This window comes from Bacteroides sp. PHL 2737 (assembly GCF_004115325.2).
GTDB lineage: Bacteria > Bacteroidota > Bacteroidia > Bacteroidales > Bacteroidaceae > Bacteroides > Bacteroides hominis.
This window is the reverse complement of record NZ_CP040630.1, coordinates 1335871-1356941: the sequence shown is the minus strand read 5'-3', so window position 1 is coordinate 1356941 and position 21071 is coordinate 1335871. Positions and strand designations below refer to the sequence as shown.

Below are 21071 nucleotides of genomic sequence, written 5' to 3'. Positions count from 1 at the left end.
CTATTTTATTTCAAGGGAGTACCCGAAGGCTTCGGCAAGGCGACTCCTGCACGAACCGGAATCCCTAAATCGGGCATTCCGTTAGCATCCCATCCTATTTTCTGTATCCGCGGATTGCGGGTCTCAGGACTACCGGTATCTCCGTTGGTTACCTGACGGGCATGGTAAATCATATACCACTCCGTGCCATCGGGCGACGGAACAAACGAGAGACCACCCGGACCGTATACTTCGTTTTCCAACGATTGCTGGAATACCGGAACCGGACTTTTTGTCCAAGAGGCCGGATCGAGCAGATCACTTTCGGCATCGGCAGTCAGCATTCCGATGCAATAATAAGGTGACCATGAACCACTGGCGGCATAATAGAGAATCAATGTCTTATTATCCTTCGAATGGAAGAACTGAGGTCCTTCATTCACATAAATAGGATAAGCCGTACGGCTACCATCCGGATTTACCCACTGGCGTTCCCACTCATATTCGGGTCTGGATATCAAGACACGGAGAGAGTCAAGTGTCCACGGGTCTTTCATCCGGGCAATATAGATACATTGAGTTTCAGCATTGGTTCTTCTCTTGGGCCAACCGGACCAGGCTAAATAACGAACTCCCTTATGTTCGAAAGTAGTGGCTTGTATACCCCAATTCCATTCGGGATTGGTCATAATGCTCCCCTTCATTTCAAATTTACCCTGCATGGGATCGGGAGAAGAGTTTTCAAGTACGTACAACTGATGGTTGTCCGTATTGCCATCATCGGCAGCATAATAAATATACCATTTATCATTTATATAATGAATCTCCGGTGCCCAGAGGTGACAACAATTGGACGGATCTTCCGGACGCCACACCATTTTACAAACAGAGTGAGCCATATCGGTAATGTCAGACGTTTCCCAAAGCAGGATTTTATCTTCTGTCCCATGTGTATAATAATACTTGCCATTATGGAACAGAGCACTCGGATCGGCTCCTTCCGGAAACAAAGGATTTACATATGTATCCTTTGCTGCACTTACCGACCTCTGTTTCTGCCCGCCGTTCTTGTTTCCACAACCGGCGCAGAAGAATAAGGTAGTAATAAATAGCAGGTAGATCTTTGTTTTCATAGCTTTTCGTTATTAAGATGCTACAAAGAAAAAACATTTTCGTTGAATAAAGGGATAAATACTGCTCAATAAACAAAAGAAACTGTTCTTTTTATGCTCCTATTGTTCACTGAACCTGTATTTCACATCTTATTGGTCAGTAATTGCTATTTATTGAATAGTTTGTTTCACACATTTCATGCAGAATTCACAAACTTTGTAGCATGATATCAGACGAAGCTACTGATTTGTATCGAAATAACCCCTAAATAATAACCATAAGTAAAAGCACCCAAACATGAAAAAGATGAAAAATCTGAAAGGAGGCCTGGCAGGAATCCTGATTACCGCCGGATTACTGGCAGCATCGTGCACTTCCGATCAATCATCGTCGGCAGTAGCTATAGTGAATCGGCCCGACTGTGCACAAACCAACGTAAATTATGTAGGAAACCGCCTGCCACTGAAACCGATGAACTTCATTAAACTACCTGTAGGAAGTATCCAACCCGAAGGATGGTTAAAGAAATATCTGGAACTACAGAAAGATGGACTGACGGGGCATCTGAATGAAATCAGCGCATGGCTGGGTAAGGAGAACAATGCCTGGCTGACCCAAGGAGGAGACCATGGATGGGAAGAGGTTCCCTACTGGCTGAAAGGATATGGAAACCTGGCCTATATATTAAAGGATCAGAAAATGATCGACGAGGCCAAGATATGGCTTGAAGGTGCATTTGCCAGCCAACAGCCTGACGGATATTTCGGTCCTATCAACGAACGAAACGGAAAAAGAGAGTTGTGGGCACAGATGATCATGCTCTGGTGTCTTCAATCCTATTACGAATATTCAAATGATCAACGGGTTATTGACCTGATGACCAATTACTTCAAATGGCAACTGAGTGTACCGGATGAACAGTTTCTGGAAGATTATTGGGAGAACAGCCGTGGCGGGGACAACCTGTTAAGCGTATATTGGCTCTATAACCGTACAGGAGATCAGTTCTTACTGGAACTGGCTGAGAAAATACACCGTAACACAGCAGACTGGACCCGTCCGTCGGCATTGCCAAACTGGCACAACGTGAACATCGCGCAGTGTTTCCGCGAACCGGCTACCTATTATATGATGACGGGAGACTCGACCCTGCTGAAAGCATCTTATAATGTGCACAACCTGATCCGCCGTACTTTCGGACAAGTGCCGGGCGGTATGTTCGGTGCCGATGAAAATGCACGTATGGGATCAATTGACCCGCGCCAGGGAGTAGAAACCTGCGGATTGGTGGAACAGATGGCCTCGGACGAGTTGATGCTGTGTATGACCGGCGATCCTTTTTGGGCAGAACACTGCGAAGAGGTGGCATTCAACAGTTATCCGGCTGCCGTAATGCCGGACTTCAAGGGTTTGCGTTATATCACTTGTCCCAATCAAACTGTCAGTGACTCAAAGAACCATCATCCGGGCATCGATAACCGGGGACCTTTCCTGGCAATGAATCCCTTCAGTAGCCGTTGCTGCCAGCACAATCATGCACAGGGATGGCCTTACTATGCCGAACATCTGATTCTGGCCAGTCCGGATAACGGTATAGCAGCCGCTATGTATGCTGCCTGCAAAGCAACAGTGAAAGTGGGTGACGGAAACGAAATAACTCTTCACGAACAGACTAACTATCCTTTTGAGGAAACGATCCGGTTTACGGTGAATACTCCGAAAGCAGTAAGTTTCCCCTTCTACCTGAGAATTCCTTCATGGACAGAGGGTGCGACTATCTTTGTTAACGGCAAAAAGGTAGCGGCCAACCCCGAAGCCGGACAATATGCCTGCATCCATCGCGAATGGAAAGACAATGACCAAGTGGAAATTCAGCTGCCGATGCAACTTTCGATGCGTACATGGCAAGTGAACAAAAACAGTGTAAGCGTAGACTACGGTCCGTTGACAATGTCACTGAAAATTGACGAAGATTATGTGAAAAAGGACAGCCGCGCTACGGCTATCGGTGACTCCAAATGGCAGGAAGGCGCCGACGCCAGCCAATGGCCGACATACGAGATCTATGCAAAAACTCCTTGGAACTACGCATTGGTACTCGGCAAGGACAAACCTTTGAAAGACTTTAAAGTAGTACGCAAAGAATGGCCGGCAGATAACTTCCCGTTCACCGTAGCAAGTACACCGATTGAAGTAAAAGCCATCGGACGGAAAGTTCCTTCATGGATCATCGACCAATACGATTTGTGCAGCGAACTCCCTGAAATGGATGCACCGAAAGGAGAGAAAGAGGAAATTACACTGATACCGATGGGAGCAGCCAGGCTGCGTGTTTCCGCTTTCCCGAACACCAGAGAATAAAACTTTCTGTACCCAAACATTAATAGAAAAACACTCATGAAGAAAAAGAATACGTTTACATATCTGCTTATCGGACTGAGTCTCTGCTTCTCTTCTTTAGGAAGCGGGCTCCGGGCCGATACCCCCGAAAATTATACCAACAACCGCTATCCGTTGGTGCGCAAGCCTTTTATGGAACTGCCATTGGGCAGTATCAAAGCTAAAGGATGGCTGCAGGAAATGCTGGTCAGGCAGAAAAACGGGGCTACCGGACAAATGGACAAACTGTATCCGTTAGTGATGGGCGAGCGCAACGGTTGGCTCGGCGGCGACGGTGACCAATGGGAAAGAGGACCGTATTGGATTGACGGATTACTCCCACTGGCATACCTTCTGGACGACACACAGCTGAAGGCCAAAGTACAACCCTGGATAGAATGGGCTTTAAATAGCCAGCGGGAAGACGGATTCTTTGGCCCGGCCAAAGACTATCCGGGAGAAGCCGGCATACAACGGGACAACTCACACGACTGGTGGCCACGCATGGTAATGTTAAAGATACTTCAACAATATTATTCCGCCACCAATGACCAGCGGGTTATCAGGTTCATGACCAACTATTTCCGCTACCAACTGAAAACTTTACCGGAAAAACCACTGGGCAACTGGACCTTTTGGGCAGAATTCCGTGCTTGTGATAATCTTCAGGCTGTGTATTGGCTTTATAATATCACCGGAGATTCGTTCCTCCTTGATCTTGGCAAACTGATCCATAAACAGAGTTTTAGTTTTGTAGACATGGTGAACCGGGGTGACCTGAGACGCATCAACACAATTCATTGCGTCAACCTGGCGCAAGGCATCAAAGAACCTGTCATCTATTATCAACAAGAACCGGACAAGGCATATCTCGATGCAGTGAAACGTGCTTTCAGTGATATTCGCCAGTTTCACGGTCAGCCCCAGGGAATGTATGGCGGTGACGAAGCTTTGCATGGCAATAATCCAACTCAGGGTTCCGAACTTTGTTCGGCAGTGGAACTGATGTATTCGCTGGAGAAAATGGTAGAGATCACGGGAGATATCGACTTCGCCGACCATCTGGAAAGGATTGCATTCAATGCACTGCCCACCCAGATTTCTGACGATTTCATGACGAAACAATATTTCCAGCAAGCTAATCAGGTAATGGTGACACGCCACCGCCGCAACTTCGATCAGGATCATGGAGGAACGGACAACTGTTTCGGACTATTGACAGGATATCCTTGTTGCGCATCGAACATGCACCAAGGATGGCCCAAATTCACGCAGAGCCTTTGGTATGCCACACCGGATGGCGGACTGGCTGTTACAGCATATGCCCCATCGGAGGTGACGGCCAAGGTAGCAGAAGGCTGCATGGTGACTTTCCGTGAAGACACTTACTATCCGATGGATGATAAAATCAGTTTCACACTCCAATCTATGGACAAGAAACGGAAAGAAGTCAACTTTGCCCTTCAGTTACGCATCCCCAAATGGTGCAAACAAGCCGGTATATCAGTCAACGGCCAGCTTCTTCAGCATGTGGAAGGTGGACGGATGGCTGTTGTAGACCGTATCTGGAAAAAAGGAGACCGCGTGGAACTACATCTGCCGATGGAAGTCACTGCCGATACCTGGTATGAAAATTCGGTAGCCATTGAACGTGGCCCATTGGTATTTGCCCTGAAGATGGAAGAGAAATGGGAAAAGAAAAAGTTTGAGGAACCTTGGTACGGCCCGTATTATTATGCAGTGACTCCAACAGAACCATGGAATTACGGTCTGGTAGACTTCAACCGCAGCAAAGCGAATGAACATGCCCGGGTAACGATTCATCCGGAAAAGCAATCTTACATATTCCCCTGGAATAAAGAAAATGCTCCGATAGAGATACGGATGAAGGCAAGGCTGATACCGTCATGGAAACTTTACAACGAGATGGCAGGGCCTCAACCCTATTCTTTCTGTAGTGGAGGTGAGGGACCGGAAACAGAGATCACATTGATTCCTTACGGATGCACTACCTTAAGAATAACGGAATTTCCGGTAGTAGGAGCTTCCCATTGATTTCCGCAACAAACAGTGATAACAAAAACAACTTAATATTCACACATAAGCCTTCTTTCCTCTTCTCCCTGTGGGAAGGGATAGGGAGGGAAAGAGGCTTCAAACACACAATTACAATGAAAAAACTTTTAGCAGCAGCAATGCTATTCATGCTGAACAGTTGGTCTTGTTTCAGCGCAGATACTCCGCGAGCGGAGTATCCCCGTCCACAGTTCGAAAGAGAACAGTGGATCAACCTGAACGGTACCTGGACATTTGATTTTGATTTTGGAAAGTCGGGAAAAGACCGCCGCTTGCAATCGGCAGAGAAATTTGATAAAAGCATTACGGTACCTTTCTGTCCGGAAAGCAAACTCTCGGGAGTGGGCTATACCGATTTCATCGAACAGATGTGGTATCAGCGCAACATCACCATTCCATCGGACTGGAATGGAAAGAAAATCTTCCTGAACTTCGGTGCCGTAGATTATTGCGCGGAGATTTTTATCGACGGTAAGTTCGTACAGCGTCACTTCGGCGGTTCATCTTCGTTCGCTGTAGACCTGACCCGTTATGTTACACCCGGAAAGACTCATAACCTGGTAGTATTTGTACAGGACGACCTCCGCTCCGGACTCCAGACCGGAGGAAAACAATGTGGTAACTACTATTCGGGAGGTTGCTCATATACCCGTACTACCGGTATCTGGCAAACCGTATGGATGGAGGCCGTTTCAGCCAATGGACTGAAATCGGTATTCGTCCGTCCGGACATCGACCAAAAGCAGTTGGTCATCGAACCGGAGTTTTACAATGAATCAGCCAACACATTGGAAGTCACTCTAAAAGACGGAAACAAAACCGTGGGCAAAAAGAGCGTAAACTGTGCCAATAGTTCAGTAGTGGTTCTGTCGGTTAAGAATATGAAACTGTGGTCGCCGGAATCTCCGTTCCTGTACGACCTCGTTTATCAGGTAAAGGATGCCAAAGGCAACGTAGTGGATGAAGTAAAATCGTACGCCGGTATGCGTAAAGTACACACAGCCAACGGACGTTTCTACCTGAATAACCAGCCTTATTTCCAGCGTCTGGTACTCGATCAGGGATTCTATCCGGAAGGTATCTGGACAGCTCCGAGTGACGAAGCTTTGAAGAACGATATCGTACTGGGTAAAGAAGCCGGTTTCAACGGGGCACGCCTCCACCAGAAAGTCTTCGAAGAGAGATATTATTACTGGGCCGACAAGTTAGGCTACATCACTTGGGGAGAATCGGCAAGCTGGATGCTGGATGTAAACAAGGAGCTGGCTGCCCGTAACTTCCTGGGCGAATGGAGTGAAGTCGTAGTCCGTGACCGGAATCACCCTTCGCTGGTGACCTGGACTCCTTTTAACGAAACCTGGGGTGGCGGTCCGGATGCTTATGTTCGCCTGATCCGCGACGTATACAACATCACGAAAGCCATCGACCCGACCCGTCCGGTAAATGATGCCAGTGGTGACAATCACGTGATAACAGATATCTGGAGTGTACACAACTACGAACAGGATCGTGTCAAACTGACGGAACAGTTAAAGATGGAAGAGGGCAAAGAGCCTTATCGTAATGCACGCGACAAAGACTTTCTGGCTGTTTACGAAGGACAACCTTACATGGTTGACGAGTTCGGAGGTATCCCCTGGATGGCAGAGAAAGACCGGAAAAATTCATGGGGATACGGAGGCATGCCGGAAAATGCAGAAGCATTCTACAAACGTCTGGAAGGTCAGATCGATGCCTTTATCGACTCACCGCACGTGACGGGATTCTGCTATACACAGCTGACCGACGTGGAACAGGAGAAGAACGGTATCTACTATTACGACCGTACTCCCAAACTGGATATGAAACGGATCAAAGCTATCTTCGAGAAAATAAAGTAAAGAAGGGAGCCTCGCGCCCGGGGATGTACCAAAACTCACCACAGAGGATACAGGGTAACACAGAGTGACTTCTAAGTCACGAATGGTTAATGAATAACCTGTGTAACCTGTGGTGAAAAGGTCCTTGCACCCCGGGAAGCTCTCGACTGCAATCTACAATTTTACTGTTTATGCGAATCAGTAGTTGAGTTATTGTCAAGTCGCACAGCCCGCTCACCGGATTAACGCCTATGAACGCCGTGCCACCTGCCCGACCACCGATCGCCATTATTTGAATATAAGTATGAGAAAATCATTCATTGCCCTCACCTTCTTGCTGGTTCCTGCCTGTTTGTCGGCACAGTTGGGAGGTAAAGTCTACCTTCAAAGAGCCGATTCACTCCTCCAACGGGTACTGTCTCTCTATGAGGTAAAAAAGTATGGATTGCTGATGGAAACTTATCCACGAAATCCGAATCAACAAATTACGTATACAGCCAACACCGGCTCAGAGGTTACCCAACAAGAAGTATCCTTCCTGTGGCCTTATTCGGCAATGGTGTCAGGCTGTGTATCGCTCTATAAAACATCCGGCGACAAAAAGTACAAGAAACTGATGGACAAACAAATCAAGCCCGGACTCGACTTGTACTGGGATACTACCCGCCAACCGGAGTGTTATCAGTCTTATCCCGCCTTTGCCGGCCAGAATGACCGTTACTACGACGACAATGATTGGGTAGCGATTGACTTCTGCGACTATTACGCAGCCACAAAGAATAAGGAATACCTGAAGAAGGCCATTGCCTTGCACGATTACATCTATTCTGGATGGTCGGACGATCTGGGAGGCGGTATCTACTGGTGCGAACAGAAAAAGGAATCAAAGAATACTTGTTCGAATGCTCCTGCAACAGTTCTCTGCATGAAGCTCTACAAACTGACCAAAGAGAAAAAATACCTCGACCAAGCCAAGGCAACTTACCAGTGGACACGTGATAACCTCCGTGACCCGTCTGATTTTGTCTACTGGGACAATAAAAATCTGCAAGGAAAAATCGGTTATGCCAAATATACGTACAACAGCGGACAGATGATCCAAGCAGGCGTATTACTCTATCAGGCTACCGGCGACGAACAGTACCTGAAAGACGCACAGCAGACGGCCAAAGGTGCCTGCCGGCATTTCCTGAAACCGCAGCCTACGGTAAAAGGAGAAATGAAGTTCTTTCCGTCAAGTCCGTGGTTCAACGTCATCCTCTTCCGTGGCTTGAAAGCTCTTTACGAGGTTGATAAAAATGATACATACGTGAAAGCCATGATAGACAATGCGGACTATGCCTGGCAGTATACCCGTGACGAAAACGGATTGCTGAACAATGACTGGTCGGGCAACCGTAAAGACAAGTTCAAAAGCTTGCTGGAAAACTCCTGCATGATTGAGCTGTATTCGGAAATCAGCGAGCTCTAACGCCATCGGCCCACCACAGAGTTCCACAAAGTGTTAATCTCTTGTTTTACTAAGAAATAGATTCCCTGTGGGACTCTGTGCCCTCCGCATGGTTGACCGATTCACGTTAAAATAGCCTAAACTTGCCCCTCTCCGCCTTCAGCCCCCTCAAAAGGTATCTATATTTGTAACGTTGTTGTAAACCCCAAGCCTATGAAACTCATACATATCCCGTTGCTCTTGCTGGCACTCATCTGCTGTCCGGCTTGTCAAAACAAAAAAGCTCCCGTATCCAAGGAGGTCCCTTCCGGAGCCACCTATACCAACCCCCTACTGCCCGTGGGAGCAGAACCATGGGCTGTTTTTCACGAAGGCAAGTATTACTATACACAAGGAGCCGAGAATAAAATCATCCTTTGGGAAACGAATGATATCACCGATCTGGAGCATGCAACCCGGAAAGAGGTGTGGATACCGAAGGAGGTATCCAGCTCGTATCACCTTTGGGGACCGGAAATACACCGGATTGACGGAAAATGGTACGTATACTTCGCCGCGGACGACGGCAATATGGACAATCACCACATCTATGTGATCGAAAATGTCTCAGCCAACCCGCTGGAGGGTGAGTTCGTGATGAAAGGGCGGATCAAAACGGACAAAGACGATAACTGGGCAATCCATGCCAGTACGTTTGAGCACCGGGGTGAACGCTACCTCATCTGGTGCGGATGGCCCAAACAACGGATCGAGGCCGAAACCCAATGCATCTACATAGCCAAGATGGAGAATCCATGGACACTCTCGTCGGACAGGGTGATGATTTCGGAACCGGAGTATGAATGGGAACGTCAATGGATTTCGCCCGACGGCAGTAAAACGGCCTATCCGATCCACGTCAACGAAGCCCCACAGTTCTTTGAGTCGAAAAACAAGGACAAAGTGCTGATATACTACTGTGCAAGTGGAAGTTGGACCCCTTATTACTGCATCGGACTGCTGACTGCCGATGCCGGCAGCGACCTGACAGACGCAGCATCGTGGAAGAAGCTGGACACGCCTGTCTTTGAACAACAACCCGAAGACAGTGTCTTCGGACCGGGCAGCCCTTCTTTCGTACCTTCGCCGGACGGAAAGGAGTGGTATATGCTTTATCATGCCCGAAGAATCCCGAATGACGCTCCGGGCGCAACAGACTCACGCAGTCCACGCCTGCAAAAAATAAGCTGGGATGCCGATGGAATGCCTCTCCTGGGAAAACCTCGCAAAGAAGGGATTAGTGAGAAGTGAAAGACACCTCTCCGGCCGATATTTAATTTATAAAAATTAAGAATCATCCCGACTTCTATCTATAACAGCGGAACAGGGGGTACCGCTACCCCCTCTCCGCCCTAATAACTCTTTCTCCCCCAAAAAACGCCACAAAACGCCTTTCTGAAGGGTTCGGATTTACGCATAGACGGAAATAAATCTGCGTATATGCGCAAACTTGCCTGCGCGTATACGTAAATCCCCCCTTCTCCGGGAGGTCTCCGAAAAGCCGGACCAAGCCATCTTTCAGCAAATGTTTTGGTAAAATATTATTCATCGCAGAAGATGATCAATGATAATCCTTGGGCAACACTCCAAACTGAATCTTAAAGCATTTGGCAAAATAAGACGAAGAACTGAAACCGATCTGCTCACACACGTCAGTAATGCGTACCCCGTTTTTTAATAATTCGGCAGCCTTGTTCAGGCGGATCGTCTTCAGATAGTCATTGGGCGGCATGCCGGCCAGTGCCTTTATCTTGCGATAGAAGTTGGAACGGCTCATATTGAGGGACTCCGCCAATGTGTCGACAGAGAAATGCTCATCAGAGAGCTGCGCCTCAACAGCTGCCCGCACTTTAGCCATCAGTTCGCAATCTTTCTGCGAAACGGAATATTCTACGAGACTGACGGGCGAAGCTCCACTGTTGCCGGACAATTCGGTCATCATTTTATGGAACGACTGGCGCAACTTCAGCAGGTTTTCAATCTGTTTGTGCAACTGGCGGATGGAGAACGGCTTTTCGATATACACGTCCGCTCCATACTCAAAACCTTCAACCTTAGCTTCCAACGTAGTTTTTGCCGTCAGCAGGATGACAGGAATATGGGAGTATTCAATATCTGTCTTGACTTTAGCTGTCAACTCCAAACCATTCATCTCAGGCATCATCACGTCGCTGACAATCACGTCTACGGTTTCATTGGCAAGCACTTCAAGCGCCTGCCAGCCGTTCTGGGCTTTCAGGACTTTAAACCAGGTGCTCAGTGACTCCCGCGTCAAATTCAACAGATCTACGTTATCTTCTACCAGCAGGATGGTAAACTTACTGCCCGGCGCCTCGGAAACCGATTCCTCGGCAACCGGATTCTGACTTTCCGGTATCAGCACTTCGGGCTCTTCAGAAACCACCTCCTCGCCCCAAGGCAAAGTGAGCACGAAAGAAGAACCGCCATACACGCTGTCCTCAAGACTTAACGTACCATGATGTGCTTCGGCCAACGACTTGGAGAAGGCCAGTCCGATACCTGTGCCCACCGCACCCGACTTACCGTCCTTCACCTGGTAGAAGGCCTCAAACACTTTCTGCTTCTCTCCATCCGGAATACCCGGACCGTCATCGCTCACCGAAACCCGGAAACCTTCACCGGAAGATACCAATTTAATGTCGATACGGCTCTGGGCATATTTCACCGCATTACCTATCAGGTTGACAATAATCTTACAGACCTTTTCGCGATCCACCGAGGCAAAGATCTCACCTTCCGGGAGATCAAGCATCACCGAGATGCCTTTCAGTTCGGCAGGGCTTGTAAACTGCCCATAAACATCGCTTACCAGCTGATTGATATCGCATTTCTTCAGATTCAACTGTACTCCGCCGTTCTCCATCTTCTGAAAATCAAGCAGTTGATTGGTGACTCCCAAAAGGTAATTGACATTCCGGTCGATCACCGACAGGTACTTGGCATCCCGTCCTTCTCGTTTATCTTCCAGCAACCTTTCAAGAGGAAGACGGATCAGACTCAACGGAGTGCGGATTTCGTGCACCAGATTGATGAAGAAACTAATTTTTGATTTGTAGACTTCCTTCTCCTTCGCAGTCTGATACTCTTCCATCCGGTGTTTATACTTCTTCTTCACATGCCGGTTCCATCGCCAGCCTGCATAATAGGCAAGTCCGATGAGAAGAAGCGTATAGATGCAGTATGCCCATGTAGTCAGCCACCATGGAGGCGTGATTACAATCAGGAGAGAGGTAGTCTGGTCATTCCACTTATGATCATTATTCGAGCCTCTTACTTCGAACACATATTTGCCAGGAGGCAAATTGGTGTAAGAAGCCGTATTCAGTTCTGAATTGACCACCCACTCTTTGTCCACCCCTTTCAAGCGGTAGGAATAACGGTTCTTCAACGGATCTTCGTAACTCAAGGCAACGAAGCTAACCGAGAAAGTATTATATTCGTAAGGCAACGTAATGGTCTTGGCACGATAAAGAGGCTCTTCCAGATGAAGAATATCCTGCACCACCCGTTCATCTGTCGTATAGGGCAGACGTATTTCGGTGATATATACAGAAGGGATGTACTGGTTATCCATGAACTGGTCGGGAACAAAAGAATTGAACCCACTGATTCCGCCGAAATAGAGCTTGCCGCTTGCCGTCTTCAAAGATGACTGGGCAGTGAACTGGTTACCTTGCAGACCGTCATTGACCGTGAACTGGCGGAAATGCTGCTTGGTGATCGGGTTAATCGTTATCAGTCCCGCATTGCTTGATATCCAGAAATCGCCCGTCTTATCCTGCTCGATGGAGTAGATGACCCGATTGGGCAATATGGTATTGTCCGGATCAAAGTCAACGAATGTCTCCGTCTTCGGATCAAATGAACAAAGTCCTCCACCGTTCGTACCAACCCACATGGTACCTTTCAGGTCCTCAAACAGTGTAATCACGGAGTTGTTGGTAATGGTAGTCGAATCATTCCTTTCGTGCTGGAAATGTTTCCAGTGTCCGTTCCGTGTGTTAAAGCGGAACACCCCACTGTTGGATGTGCCAATCCACAAATTGTCATACATGTCCTCCAGAATATCGACCACAGATACCATCGATCCTACCGTAGTGATGGTTGAAAAGTTATCTTCCTGAGGATTGTAACGGCACAGCCCCCAACTGGTCCCGACAAAAATATCTCCGCTGCGATCTTTGTAGACAGCCAGAACATCGTCACTGCAAATCGTGTTCGGGGTGTCCTGCAGATGATTGTACGACTTCACATGCCCGGTCCGGAGGTCGAGTACCTTCAACCCTTCGGCATAAGTGCCTATCCACAGACGGTCACCATCCAGCAACAAAGAGCGTATGTCATATTTCTTGTCTGCTTTCCCACCGATCGGATAAGCGGTCAACTGATAAGTGGACACGTCGAAGAAACATAAACCGTCGCGGGTACCCACCCAGATATTTCCTGCGGCATTCTCACAGAAAGGACCTACCACTTTCCCGGCAGTTACCCCCCCCATCCCGGTAGACAGGAGGATAATAGTCGAATCTTTTGGTAGGTTTAGCCAGATAATTCACTCCTCCGAGATTGGTCAGTACCCAGATTCCACCTTCCGCATCACGCATCATCGCATTGATCGACTGGTCACTCAGGCTTCTGGGATCTGACGGGTTATCGATCCGCGAAAAAGTTTTATCACGCAAGTCAAAAAGGTAAAGCCCGTTGTCAGTGCCTACCAGAAGTTCTGTTTCCGAATAACTCAGCAGGCAGCGGATAACACCGAAGTTCAGATGGGAGGCATTATAACTGTCCAGCTTTCCGGTGCGCTCGTTCAGGCAATACAGCAGATTGCTTCCGGCTCCGAACCAAATATCGCTGCGAATATCGAGCAAACAGTTAATGCGATAATTATCGGGATTATTCCCCGCGGATAAAAGAGGATAAGACTGTAGAAATTTGCCGCTCTCATCGAAGCAAAGCAAGCCCTCCTGTAAGGAAGAAGCATAAATGTGGCGGGAGTTACTTTCACAGACATCCCATACAAAAGAAGTCTGAAGGCTGTTTTGTGTCAGCACATCGGTCTTAGGATCATAGACAAACAATCCCTGCCCCAGAGTGGCAATCCAGATCAATCCGCTCTCGGTCTTTATGATTTTCTTAATCTCACTGCTGATAAAGACTCCATAACGGGTTTTCTTGTCAAAATAGCTGAAACGGTCATGTTCCCGGTCATAAATATAAAGTCCCCAGTTGGTTCCCACCCATATATTCTGATTCTCTTCCTCAAAAAGCGCCTGCACAAAGTTATTCTCCAACGAGAACTTATCATTCAGGATATTCCTGTAAACCTTGTTGCCCCGCCCGTTATAACAATTTAAACCGTCGCTCGTGCCCAGCCAGATAAAGCCATAGCTGTCTTGCATGGCACACCAGACTGTGTTATGTGATAATCCGTCTTCTACCTGATACTTCTTAAAAGAGAAATAGGAGAATGCCTGCAACGGTGTTATCCCAAAAGCAAATAAAGTAATTAGTAGAGTGATGATTCGCATGTGTTGTATTCATTTAAGATTAAAAAAAACGACTTGTTGTTATGTATGTGCCTATTTGCCCAATGAAAGCGTCACCGGTTCAACCACGGTTCGGGGTTCAACTTATCCCTCTCTCTGCGCAGTTGGAAATGAAGGACAGTCCGCCCATTGTCACTGCCGTCTGAGAAAATCGGACCGATAGCCTGCTTGGTGGTTACCGTATCACCGGATTTCACAGAAGCAGACGAGAGGTTACAATATACCGAAATGTAATCCCCGTGACGTATCAGTACATTAAAAAGCCCGTTCAACTGGAACACGGCTGCTACTTTACCATCGAAGATAGCACGTGCCTGTGCACCCGGCTTGCCTTGTATATCAATTCCTTTATTATCGAGTTTCACATTACGCAATCCTTCCACGGCATATTGTCCGTAATGGCTGGTAATGATGTAAGGACCTGTGATAGGCATCGGCAGTTTGCCCCGGTTGCTCACGAAATTACCCGAAAGTTCCCGGTCGGCCTTACTCATAGTGAAACGTTCCAGAGGCGCCGCCTTTTTCTTTGCCGGAGCAGTGCCGCTTCCCGTTGAGGAGGTCTTGTCCTCTTTGGCAGCCGCTTTCCGGCGGGCAGCTGCTTCCCGGCGAGCTTCTTCTTCGGCACGCTTGCGGGCACGCTCTATCTCTTCTGCAATCAGCTTGTCGATTTTTGCATTCAGCTGGTTAGCCTCACGCCGTTTTTTATTAATTTCGTTTTGCAGCCCCTTCTGTTTCTTCTGAAGGCTGGCCACCATCTCACGTTTCTCTTTCTCCTGTGCTTCCAGTTTAGCCTTTTCGCCCTCCCGTTCACGCAACAAGTTTTCTTTAGCGGCTTTCACCTGCTGAAGTTCTTTCTTCTTACGGTTCACCTGTTCCTGTTTCTTCAAGATCTCTTCTCCCTGCAGACGTTGATAAGTGGCATATTCTCTCACATAACGGAGGCGCCGGTAAGTCTGTCCAAGGCTTTTCGCAGAAAAAATAAACATCAGTTTCTCTTCAACCGATTTATTTTTATACAAGTACTGTACGGATGACTCATATTTCTTCTTTTTATCTTTCAGGTCACGCTGAAGCCCTCTGAGCTGACGCTCCAATCCGGAGATTTCTCTACCGACAGCCTCTACGTCATTGTTCATGGCAATGATATAGCGCTTTCTCTCCTCTATCTGTCCGGTAAGGGCGGCAAGTCCGTTCAACTGGCTGCCTACATCTTTCTTCGTATTCTTCAGCAATGACTCAGTCTCCGCAATCTGTTGTTGCAAGGCACCACGCTTACTCTCCAGCTCCTTAATCAGTTTATTGGACTGAGCTGAAACAACAGTTGTCAAACAAAGACAGCTTACCAGAATCAAAAGAAAGCGGTTCATAGTTTCATCAGCATTTTTAGCAAGTCTTCCAATGCCACCTGAGTATATCTGGATGATACCTCGGTGGGGATTAATTCAAATTCGGCGGTCGAAAAATCAGACAGTCTCACTTTGGCTTTCTCCAAAGAAGGAATCCCCAATTCACGTCCTGTAAGCTCTTTCTTCTCTCCCGGAAGGGAAGCCTTGAACAAAAGTTTCTCTAACCGGTCGAAATCGGCATTCTCAGGCAATAACTCTTTCAGTTCATCACGGGTTGCCCGTACATAACGTTTATTCATACGGTCTATCAGCAATACTTCATCCGGAGTGACCTCCATGCGCATTACTTCCGAACGGAACACCGGCATCAGGACAGACAGCTGAATCCGTTCGCCACTTTTCATTTTCATACTGCCACTTACAGTAATACTGCCGTTTTTGTTAGGCACTGTCAACTGCAGCTTAGACGAAAGGTAAGCCGGTTCCACCGGTGCGGTCTTGACAACCTTCGATGTTTTACAACCCGCAAGCAGCATTACCAAAAGTAGTAAAGGCAGCAGGTATGACTGTCTGATAACAGATTTCTTAAACATACATCCTTTCATTCCGCAATGTATTTCTTCTTTTCTATTTTCTGTTTAAGTGTTTTCGATTCAGTACCCAGTTCGAGTGCTTTCTTCCAATATTTCAAGGCACCTTCTACGTCACCGGTCATAAAATAGATATCCCCGCAATGTTCAAACACCACGCTGCTCTCTTCTTCCGGTTTGGTATTCTTGATGGCATCGTCAATATAGATACGGGCCTCAGCATAGTTTCCTTTCTCAAAAAGAATCCAGGCATAAGTATCCAGATAGGTCGCATTACTCGGTGCGGCTTTTACGGTTTTATAACTCATCTCCTCCGCCTTATCGAGATCCCTGCGCTCTACCGATAAATAATAAGCATAATTATTTAGTGCACCGATATTGGACGGATTGTATACCAAAGCCGAATCATATGCTGCATACGCCTCCTTCATCAACTTTTTGGTATGATATACATCACCCGTAATTGTATAGAAATCGGAGACCATTTGCTTGTCACTCTCCGGAGTGACATGTTCCAGTGCTTTCAGGCTGACTTCCAGTACATCGTCCCAACGTTCGGCCTGATTATATGCAATAGCCAGATAAAAATAAAACTCCAAGGCATCCGGAGTTGCTTCAATCCCCGGCTCACAGATCTTAATCACCTGTTCATAATCATTCTTTCGGATGGCGGAACCTAATAAAGTCATGCGTGCAGCTTTATTGGTAGGATCTATCTGTACTACTTGCTCCAATACCGGAATAGACTGTGCCTCCATCCCTTTGGATAGTAGATACTGTGCATAAAGCATCGGAATTTGCGCGTCGTCCATATCCATTTGCATCATCCGGTCAAACAGTCCGATAACCTGTGTACTGTCTTTTCCCTCCTGTTCGCTCTGGACGATAAACTGCCTCATCACATTCACCTTTGTATCCGAAGGAACTTTCCGGTTCAGTAGCAAAGTATCCATCTGTTGTTCAAACAGTTCTTTCTGTCCGGTCTGCTCGTAATACGAAGCCAATGAAAACAATGCCATCGGATTGTCCGGTTCTGCGGCAAGTACTTTCTTATAAGTATCATAAGCTTCCTGCTTCTTGCCATTCTGCATATAGACATCGCCCAGAATCACCTGATAGCGGTAGTCCATCGGATACTCATTGACCAGGCTCTCTATTTCTTCAAAAGCCTTTTTGTCATCCTTCATTTGCAGATAGATACGAAACTTCTCCATTGTAATCTGCTCATTCTTCCCCATTTTTTCCTCTATACGGTTTAGGGTAGAAATAACTTTGCCATAGTCTTCCTTCTGATTATATAAATCGAGCAGGTTGAACAACGGATCTTGTTTAGCGGGAAAACGTGTCGCCATCTTTTCGAGTATTCCGATCGCTTTTTCTTTCTGATCCTGCTGTTGGTACAGACTGGCCAATGCCTGACTATACCAATAATTATCAGGAGCATAAGCAACTGCTTTCTCCAATGCTTCCTGCCCCTGCGCCACTTGTTTAAGAAAAAGATAATACTGGGAAATCTCGTATAGAGCTGCCGAACCGGTTGGATTAATAGCCAAACAATGTTGTAACAGGTCGAAGGCGGCCGTATACTCCTTTTTCACTTTCAGACGTGATGCTTCAAGAAAGAAATAGTCATATTTACGTTGCTGCTCCGGAGCGAGTTTTATCTCCTGAACGGCAGCTTGCCCTGACGGTTTCTCCACCTTACGGGATGAACCACAGGAGGCAAACAGAAGCAACAGCACTCCGAAAAGCAATTTATCTATCTTCATTTTACTACAATTATTGATTCAATCGAACTTCTATCCTCTTCCGGTATGCCCGAAGCCACCTGCACCCCGTTCCGTTTCGTCCAAGATCTCTACTTCTTGCCACATCGCCTGCTCATGACGTGCAATCACCATCTGTGCAATACGTTCCCCATCTTCAATGACAAACGTCTCAGCCGAAAGATTCACCAGGATAATACAAATCTCCCCACGATAATCGGCATCAATTGTTCCGGGAGAATTCAAGACAGTAATCCCTTTCTTCAAAGCCAGTCCGCTCCGAGGACGAATTTGCGCTTCAAATCCCTGTGGAAGAGCGATAAACAGTCCTGTAGGAACCAGACACCGTTGCATCGGCTCTAAAGAAATCGGTTCGGAAATATTAGCGCGGATGTCCATTCCTGCAGAAAGTTCGGTTGCATATGCCGGAAGCGGATGCTTCGATTTATTGATTACTTGTACGTTCATATTCAGTATGTTTACTATTTAACGGGCGAAAATACGCAATTTGAGCCTAAAATTCATACTTTTGCAGTTAAATAATGTGCAAATACCCAATTGTAAAGATCATGATGGACTGGAAAAGATTGATTTCAGCTAAACGTTTCGGCATGGAAGAGTTTCACGAGGAGCGTCAGGAAAACCGTTCGGAATTTCAGCGGGACTACGACCGCCTTGTTTTTTCTGCCCCTTTCAGAAGGTTACAGAACAAAACACAGGTTTTTCCGCTCCCGGGCAGTATATTTGTTCACAACCGATTGACGCATAGTCTTGAAGTATCTTGCGTGGGACGCTCTTTGGGCAATGATGTATCAAAAGCGATCCTCACACGGCAACCCCAATTACAAGACTCTTTTCTGCCGGAGATAGGCTCTATTGTTTCTGCCGCCTGCCTGGCACACGATTTGGGTAACCCTCCCTTTGGACACTCCGGCGAAAAAGCGATTTCCACTTTCTTCTCGGAAGGTAAAGGAACACGGCTGCAAGATCAGCTTTCACCGATGGAATGGGATGATTTGACACATTTTGAAGGAAATGCCAACGCTTTCCGCTTATTGACACACCAGTTTGAAGGACGCCGGAAAGGGGGATTCGTACTAACTTATTCTACCCTGGCTTCTATTGTCAAATATCCTTTTTCATCGAGCCTTGCAGGAAACAAGTCCAAGTTCGGTTTTTTCACGACCGAAGAAGAAGGATTCCGCCGCATCGCAACGGAACTGGGACTTATCCAGATTAGTGATCAGCCATTAAAATACGTACGCCATCCATTAGTTTACCTCGTAGAAGCAGCCGATGACATCTGTTACCAAATGATGGATATCGAGGATGCCCACAAGTTGAAAATCCTGACTACGGAAGAGACTAAGGAGCTGCTTCTGGCTTATTTCACAGAGGAACGCCAATCACGTATTCGTAAAACGTTCAACATTGTCAACGACACAAACGAACAGATAGCCTACCTCCGTTCTTCTGTCATTGGCCTGCTGATCAAGGAATGTACCCGGGCATTCTTAGATAACGAAACCGAAATCCTTTCCGGCACATTTGAAGGACCTCTTATCAAGCACATCTCGGAGCGTCCGGAAAAAGCATACAAACATTGCTCGGAAGTATCGTTTAAGAAGATTTACCGTTCACGGGACGTACTGGACATTGAGTTAGCAGGTTTCCGGGTCATCAACACGCTCCTTGAATTAATGATAGATGCTGTCACTTCGCCGGAGAAAGCCTATTCACAGCTGCTTATTAACCGCGTATCAGGGCAATATAATATAAAAGCGCCTGCACTCTACGAAAGAGTACAGGCGGTGCTTGATTATATTTCGGGCATGACCGATGTCTTTGCCCTGGATCTTTATCGTAAAATTAACGGGAACAGTCTTCCTGCGGTGTAACCACTTTCGGAGTGAAAACTTTATTTACACCGGAAGTTATCTGGCAGTCTTCCGGATCGTTCTTAACAAACGATTCGATGTGACGCATGCGCTTTTCTTCAAGAATTTCGTCTACAGCAATCAGGATACCGGTTTCCTCCACATCTCCAAATCCATAATTAATAGCCGTGCCAAACATACGCATAGTCGGGCTCAGACTCATATAAGCATTTACCAGAGGGGGGATATTAAAGCCAAGCTTACGGATCTCACCGTTCAGTATCCGATAATCATCTTTAAATGAATCTTTGCAGAAGATTCTCGCCAGTTCCGCCTCTTCTGTTTCCATCTCAAGCGGTTTCATCGGGGTAATGAGTCCGTCTTTATCCCCAAAATGTTTCTTCAGGAAATACAGAATCATGTCTCTCCCCTGACGGTGATAACTGGGATACATGGTTACTTTACCAAAGAAATATTTCACATTCGGCATAACTACTGTCAATGCTCCCAATCCGTCCCACAAATTATCCAAGGCAAATAATCCCTTGCTTCCGGCACGGGTTGACTGATATTCCAACGTAACGAACGAACGTCCAAGTTCAATAGTCGTAGGCAGGAACTCCTTCACAAATTTATCCGAGAAATTAAACATGTGTGAAGTAGCGAGAACCGGCGCACCATGCTCGTCAAAACGTACGTCTGTCCCCAGAATGTACCGATAACCTCCCAGAATTTCTTCTGCTTCAGGATTCCAGACAATCAATTGTTTATACGGATTCTCCATGGTGTCATACTCATCGATATCCATCGATAATCCCGTACCGCCTCCTGCTGCCCGAAAAGCAATCTCACGCAAACGCCCGATCTCCCGCATAATATTGGGAGAATCCTGATAAGTAATAATATATATCTGGTTATTACTCTTATTGGTCATACGTAGCCGCTTGTCTTCAGTCAACTCAGCTTTAATCAGCTCCTTGCTTACCGGTTCAATAACTTCTTCCATATACTTTGTTAGTAGTTGTTC

The 21071-nt window shown here is 46.8% G+C and carries 12 protein-coding genes and 1 pseudogene; 6 read left to right on the top strand and 7 right to left on the bottom strand.

Features of this window, described 5'->3' with window-relative positions:
* Positions 1 to 5: 5 nt before the first annotated feature.
* Positions 6 to 1112 (bottom strand): family 43 glycosylhydrolase, encoded by a 1107-nt coding sequence (locus DBK98_RS05755; RefSeq protein WP_005812095.1) that lies wholly within the window; start codon positions 1110 to 1112, stop codon positions 6 to 8.
* A gap of 277 nt (positions 1113 to 1389) precedes the next feature.
* Here DBK98_RS05755 and DBK98_RS05750 point away from each other — a divergent pair, with 277 nt between their 5' ends.
* From DBK98_RS05750 to DBK98_RS05730, 5 genes are all read left to right on the top strand, one after another.
* The gene (locus DBK98_RS05750; RefSeq protein ID WP_005812097.1) at positions 1390 to 3453 is read left to right on the top strand and encodes a beta-L-arabinofuranosidase domain-containing protein; all 2064 of its coding nucleotides are present in this window, start codon (positions 1390 to 1392) and stop codon (positions 3451 to 3453) included.
* 36 nt (positions 3454 to 3489) lie between these two features.
* Positions 3490 to 5526 carry a beta-L-arabinofuranosidase domain-containing protein gene (locus tag DBK98_RS05745; RefSeq protein ID WP_032536456.1) on the top strand — a complete coding sequence of 679 codons (2037 nt, stop codon included), beginning with the start codon at positions 3490 to 3492 and terminating at the stop codon, positions 5524 to 5526.
* Positions 5527 to 5642: 116 nt separating this feature from the next.
* Positions 5643 to 7427 (top strand): glycoside hydrolase family 2 protein, encoded by a 1785-nt coding sequence (locus tag DBK98_RS05740; RefSeq protein WP_032536457.1) that lies wholly within the window; start codon positions 5643 to 5645, stop codon positions 7425 to 7427.
* A 283-nt stretch (positions 7428 to 7710) separates the two neighbouring features.
* Positions 7711 to 8877 (top strand): glycoside hydrolase family 76 protein, encoded by a 1167-nt coding sequence (locus DBK98_RS05735; RefSeq protein WP_032536501.1) that lies wholly within the window; start codon positions 7711 to 7713, stop codon positions 8875 to 8877.
* Positions 8878 to 9069: 192 nt separating this feature from the next.
* Positions 9070 to 10146 (top strand): family 43 glycosylhydrolase, encoded by a 1077-nt coding sequence (locus DBK98_RS05730; protein WP_032536458.1) that lies wholly within the window; start codon positions 9070 to 9072, stop codon positions 10144 to 10146.
* Between the two features lie 310 nt (positions 10147 to 10456).
* Here DBK98_RS05730 and DBK98_RS05725 read toward each other — a convergent pair.
* From DBK98_RS05725 to dut, 5 genes and pseudogenes are all read right to left on the bottom strand, one after another.
* Positions 10457 to 14447 (bottom strand): annotated as a pseudogene (locus tag DBK98_RS05725) (two-component regulator propeller domain-containing protein).
* A gap of 71 nt (positions 14448 to 14518) precedes the next feature.
* Positions 14519 to 15832 carry a murein hydrolase activator EnvC gene (locus tag DBK98_RS05720; protein WP_005812111.1) on the bottom strand — a complete coding sequence of 438 codons (1314 nt, stop codon included), beginning with the start codon at positions 15830 to 15832 and terminating at the stop codon, positions 14519 to 14521.
* Complete coding sequence (locus DBK98_RS05715) at positions 15829 to 16404, bottom strand: DUF4292 domain-containing protein (RefSeq protein ID WP_005779240.1); 576 nt, start codon at positions 16402 to 16404, stop codon at positions 15829 to 15831. Before DBK98_RS05715 ends, DBK98_RS05720 begins: the two co-directional genes overlap by 4 nt.
* Before the next feature lie 8 nt (positions 16405 to 16412).
* Positions 16413 to 18170 (bottom strand): tetratricopeptide repeat protein, encoded by a 1758-nt coding sequence (locus tag DBK98_RS05710; protein ID WP_032531049.1) that lies wholly within the window; start codon positions 18168 to 18170, stop codon positions 16413 to 16415.
* 30 nt (positions 18171 to 18200) lie between these two features.
* A complete protein-coding gene (dut, locus tag DBK98_RS05705; RefSeq protein ID WP_005812117.1) occupies positions 18201 to 18635 on the bottom strand; it encodes a dUTP diphosphatase in 435 nt (144 codons plus the stop codon).
* A gap of 101 nt (positions 18636 to 18736) precedes the next feature.
* On the opposite strand from dut, the gene DBK98_RS05700 reads away from it, so the two are divergent.
* Positions 18737 to 20065 (top strand): deoxyguanosinetriphosphate triphosphohydrolase, encoded by a 1329-nt coding sequence (locus DBK98_RS05700; RefSeq protein ID WP_032531048.1) that lies wholly within the window; start codon positions 18737 to 18739, stop codon positions 20063 to 20065.
* Here DBK98_RS05700 and DBK98_RS05695 read toward each other — a convergent pair.
* Positions 20037 to 21050 (bottom strand): GNAT family N-acetyltransferase, encoded by a 1014-nt coding sequence (locus DBK98_RS05695; RefSeq protein ID WP_005822786.1) that lies wholly within the window; start codon positions 21048 to 21050, stop codon positions 20037 to 20039. The genes DBK98_RS05700 and DBK98_RS05695 overlap by 29 nt on opposite strands.
* Between the last annotated feature and the right edge of the window lie 21 nt (positions 21051 to 21071).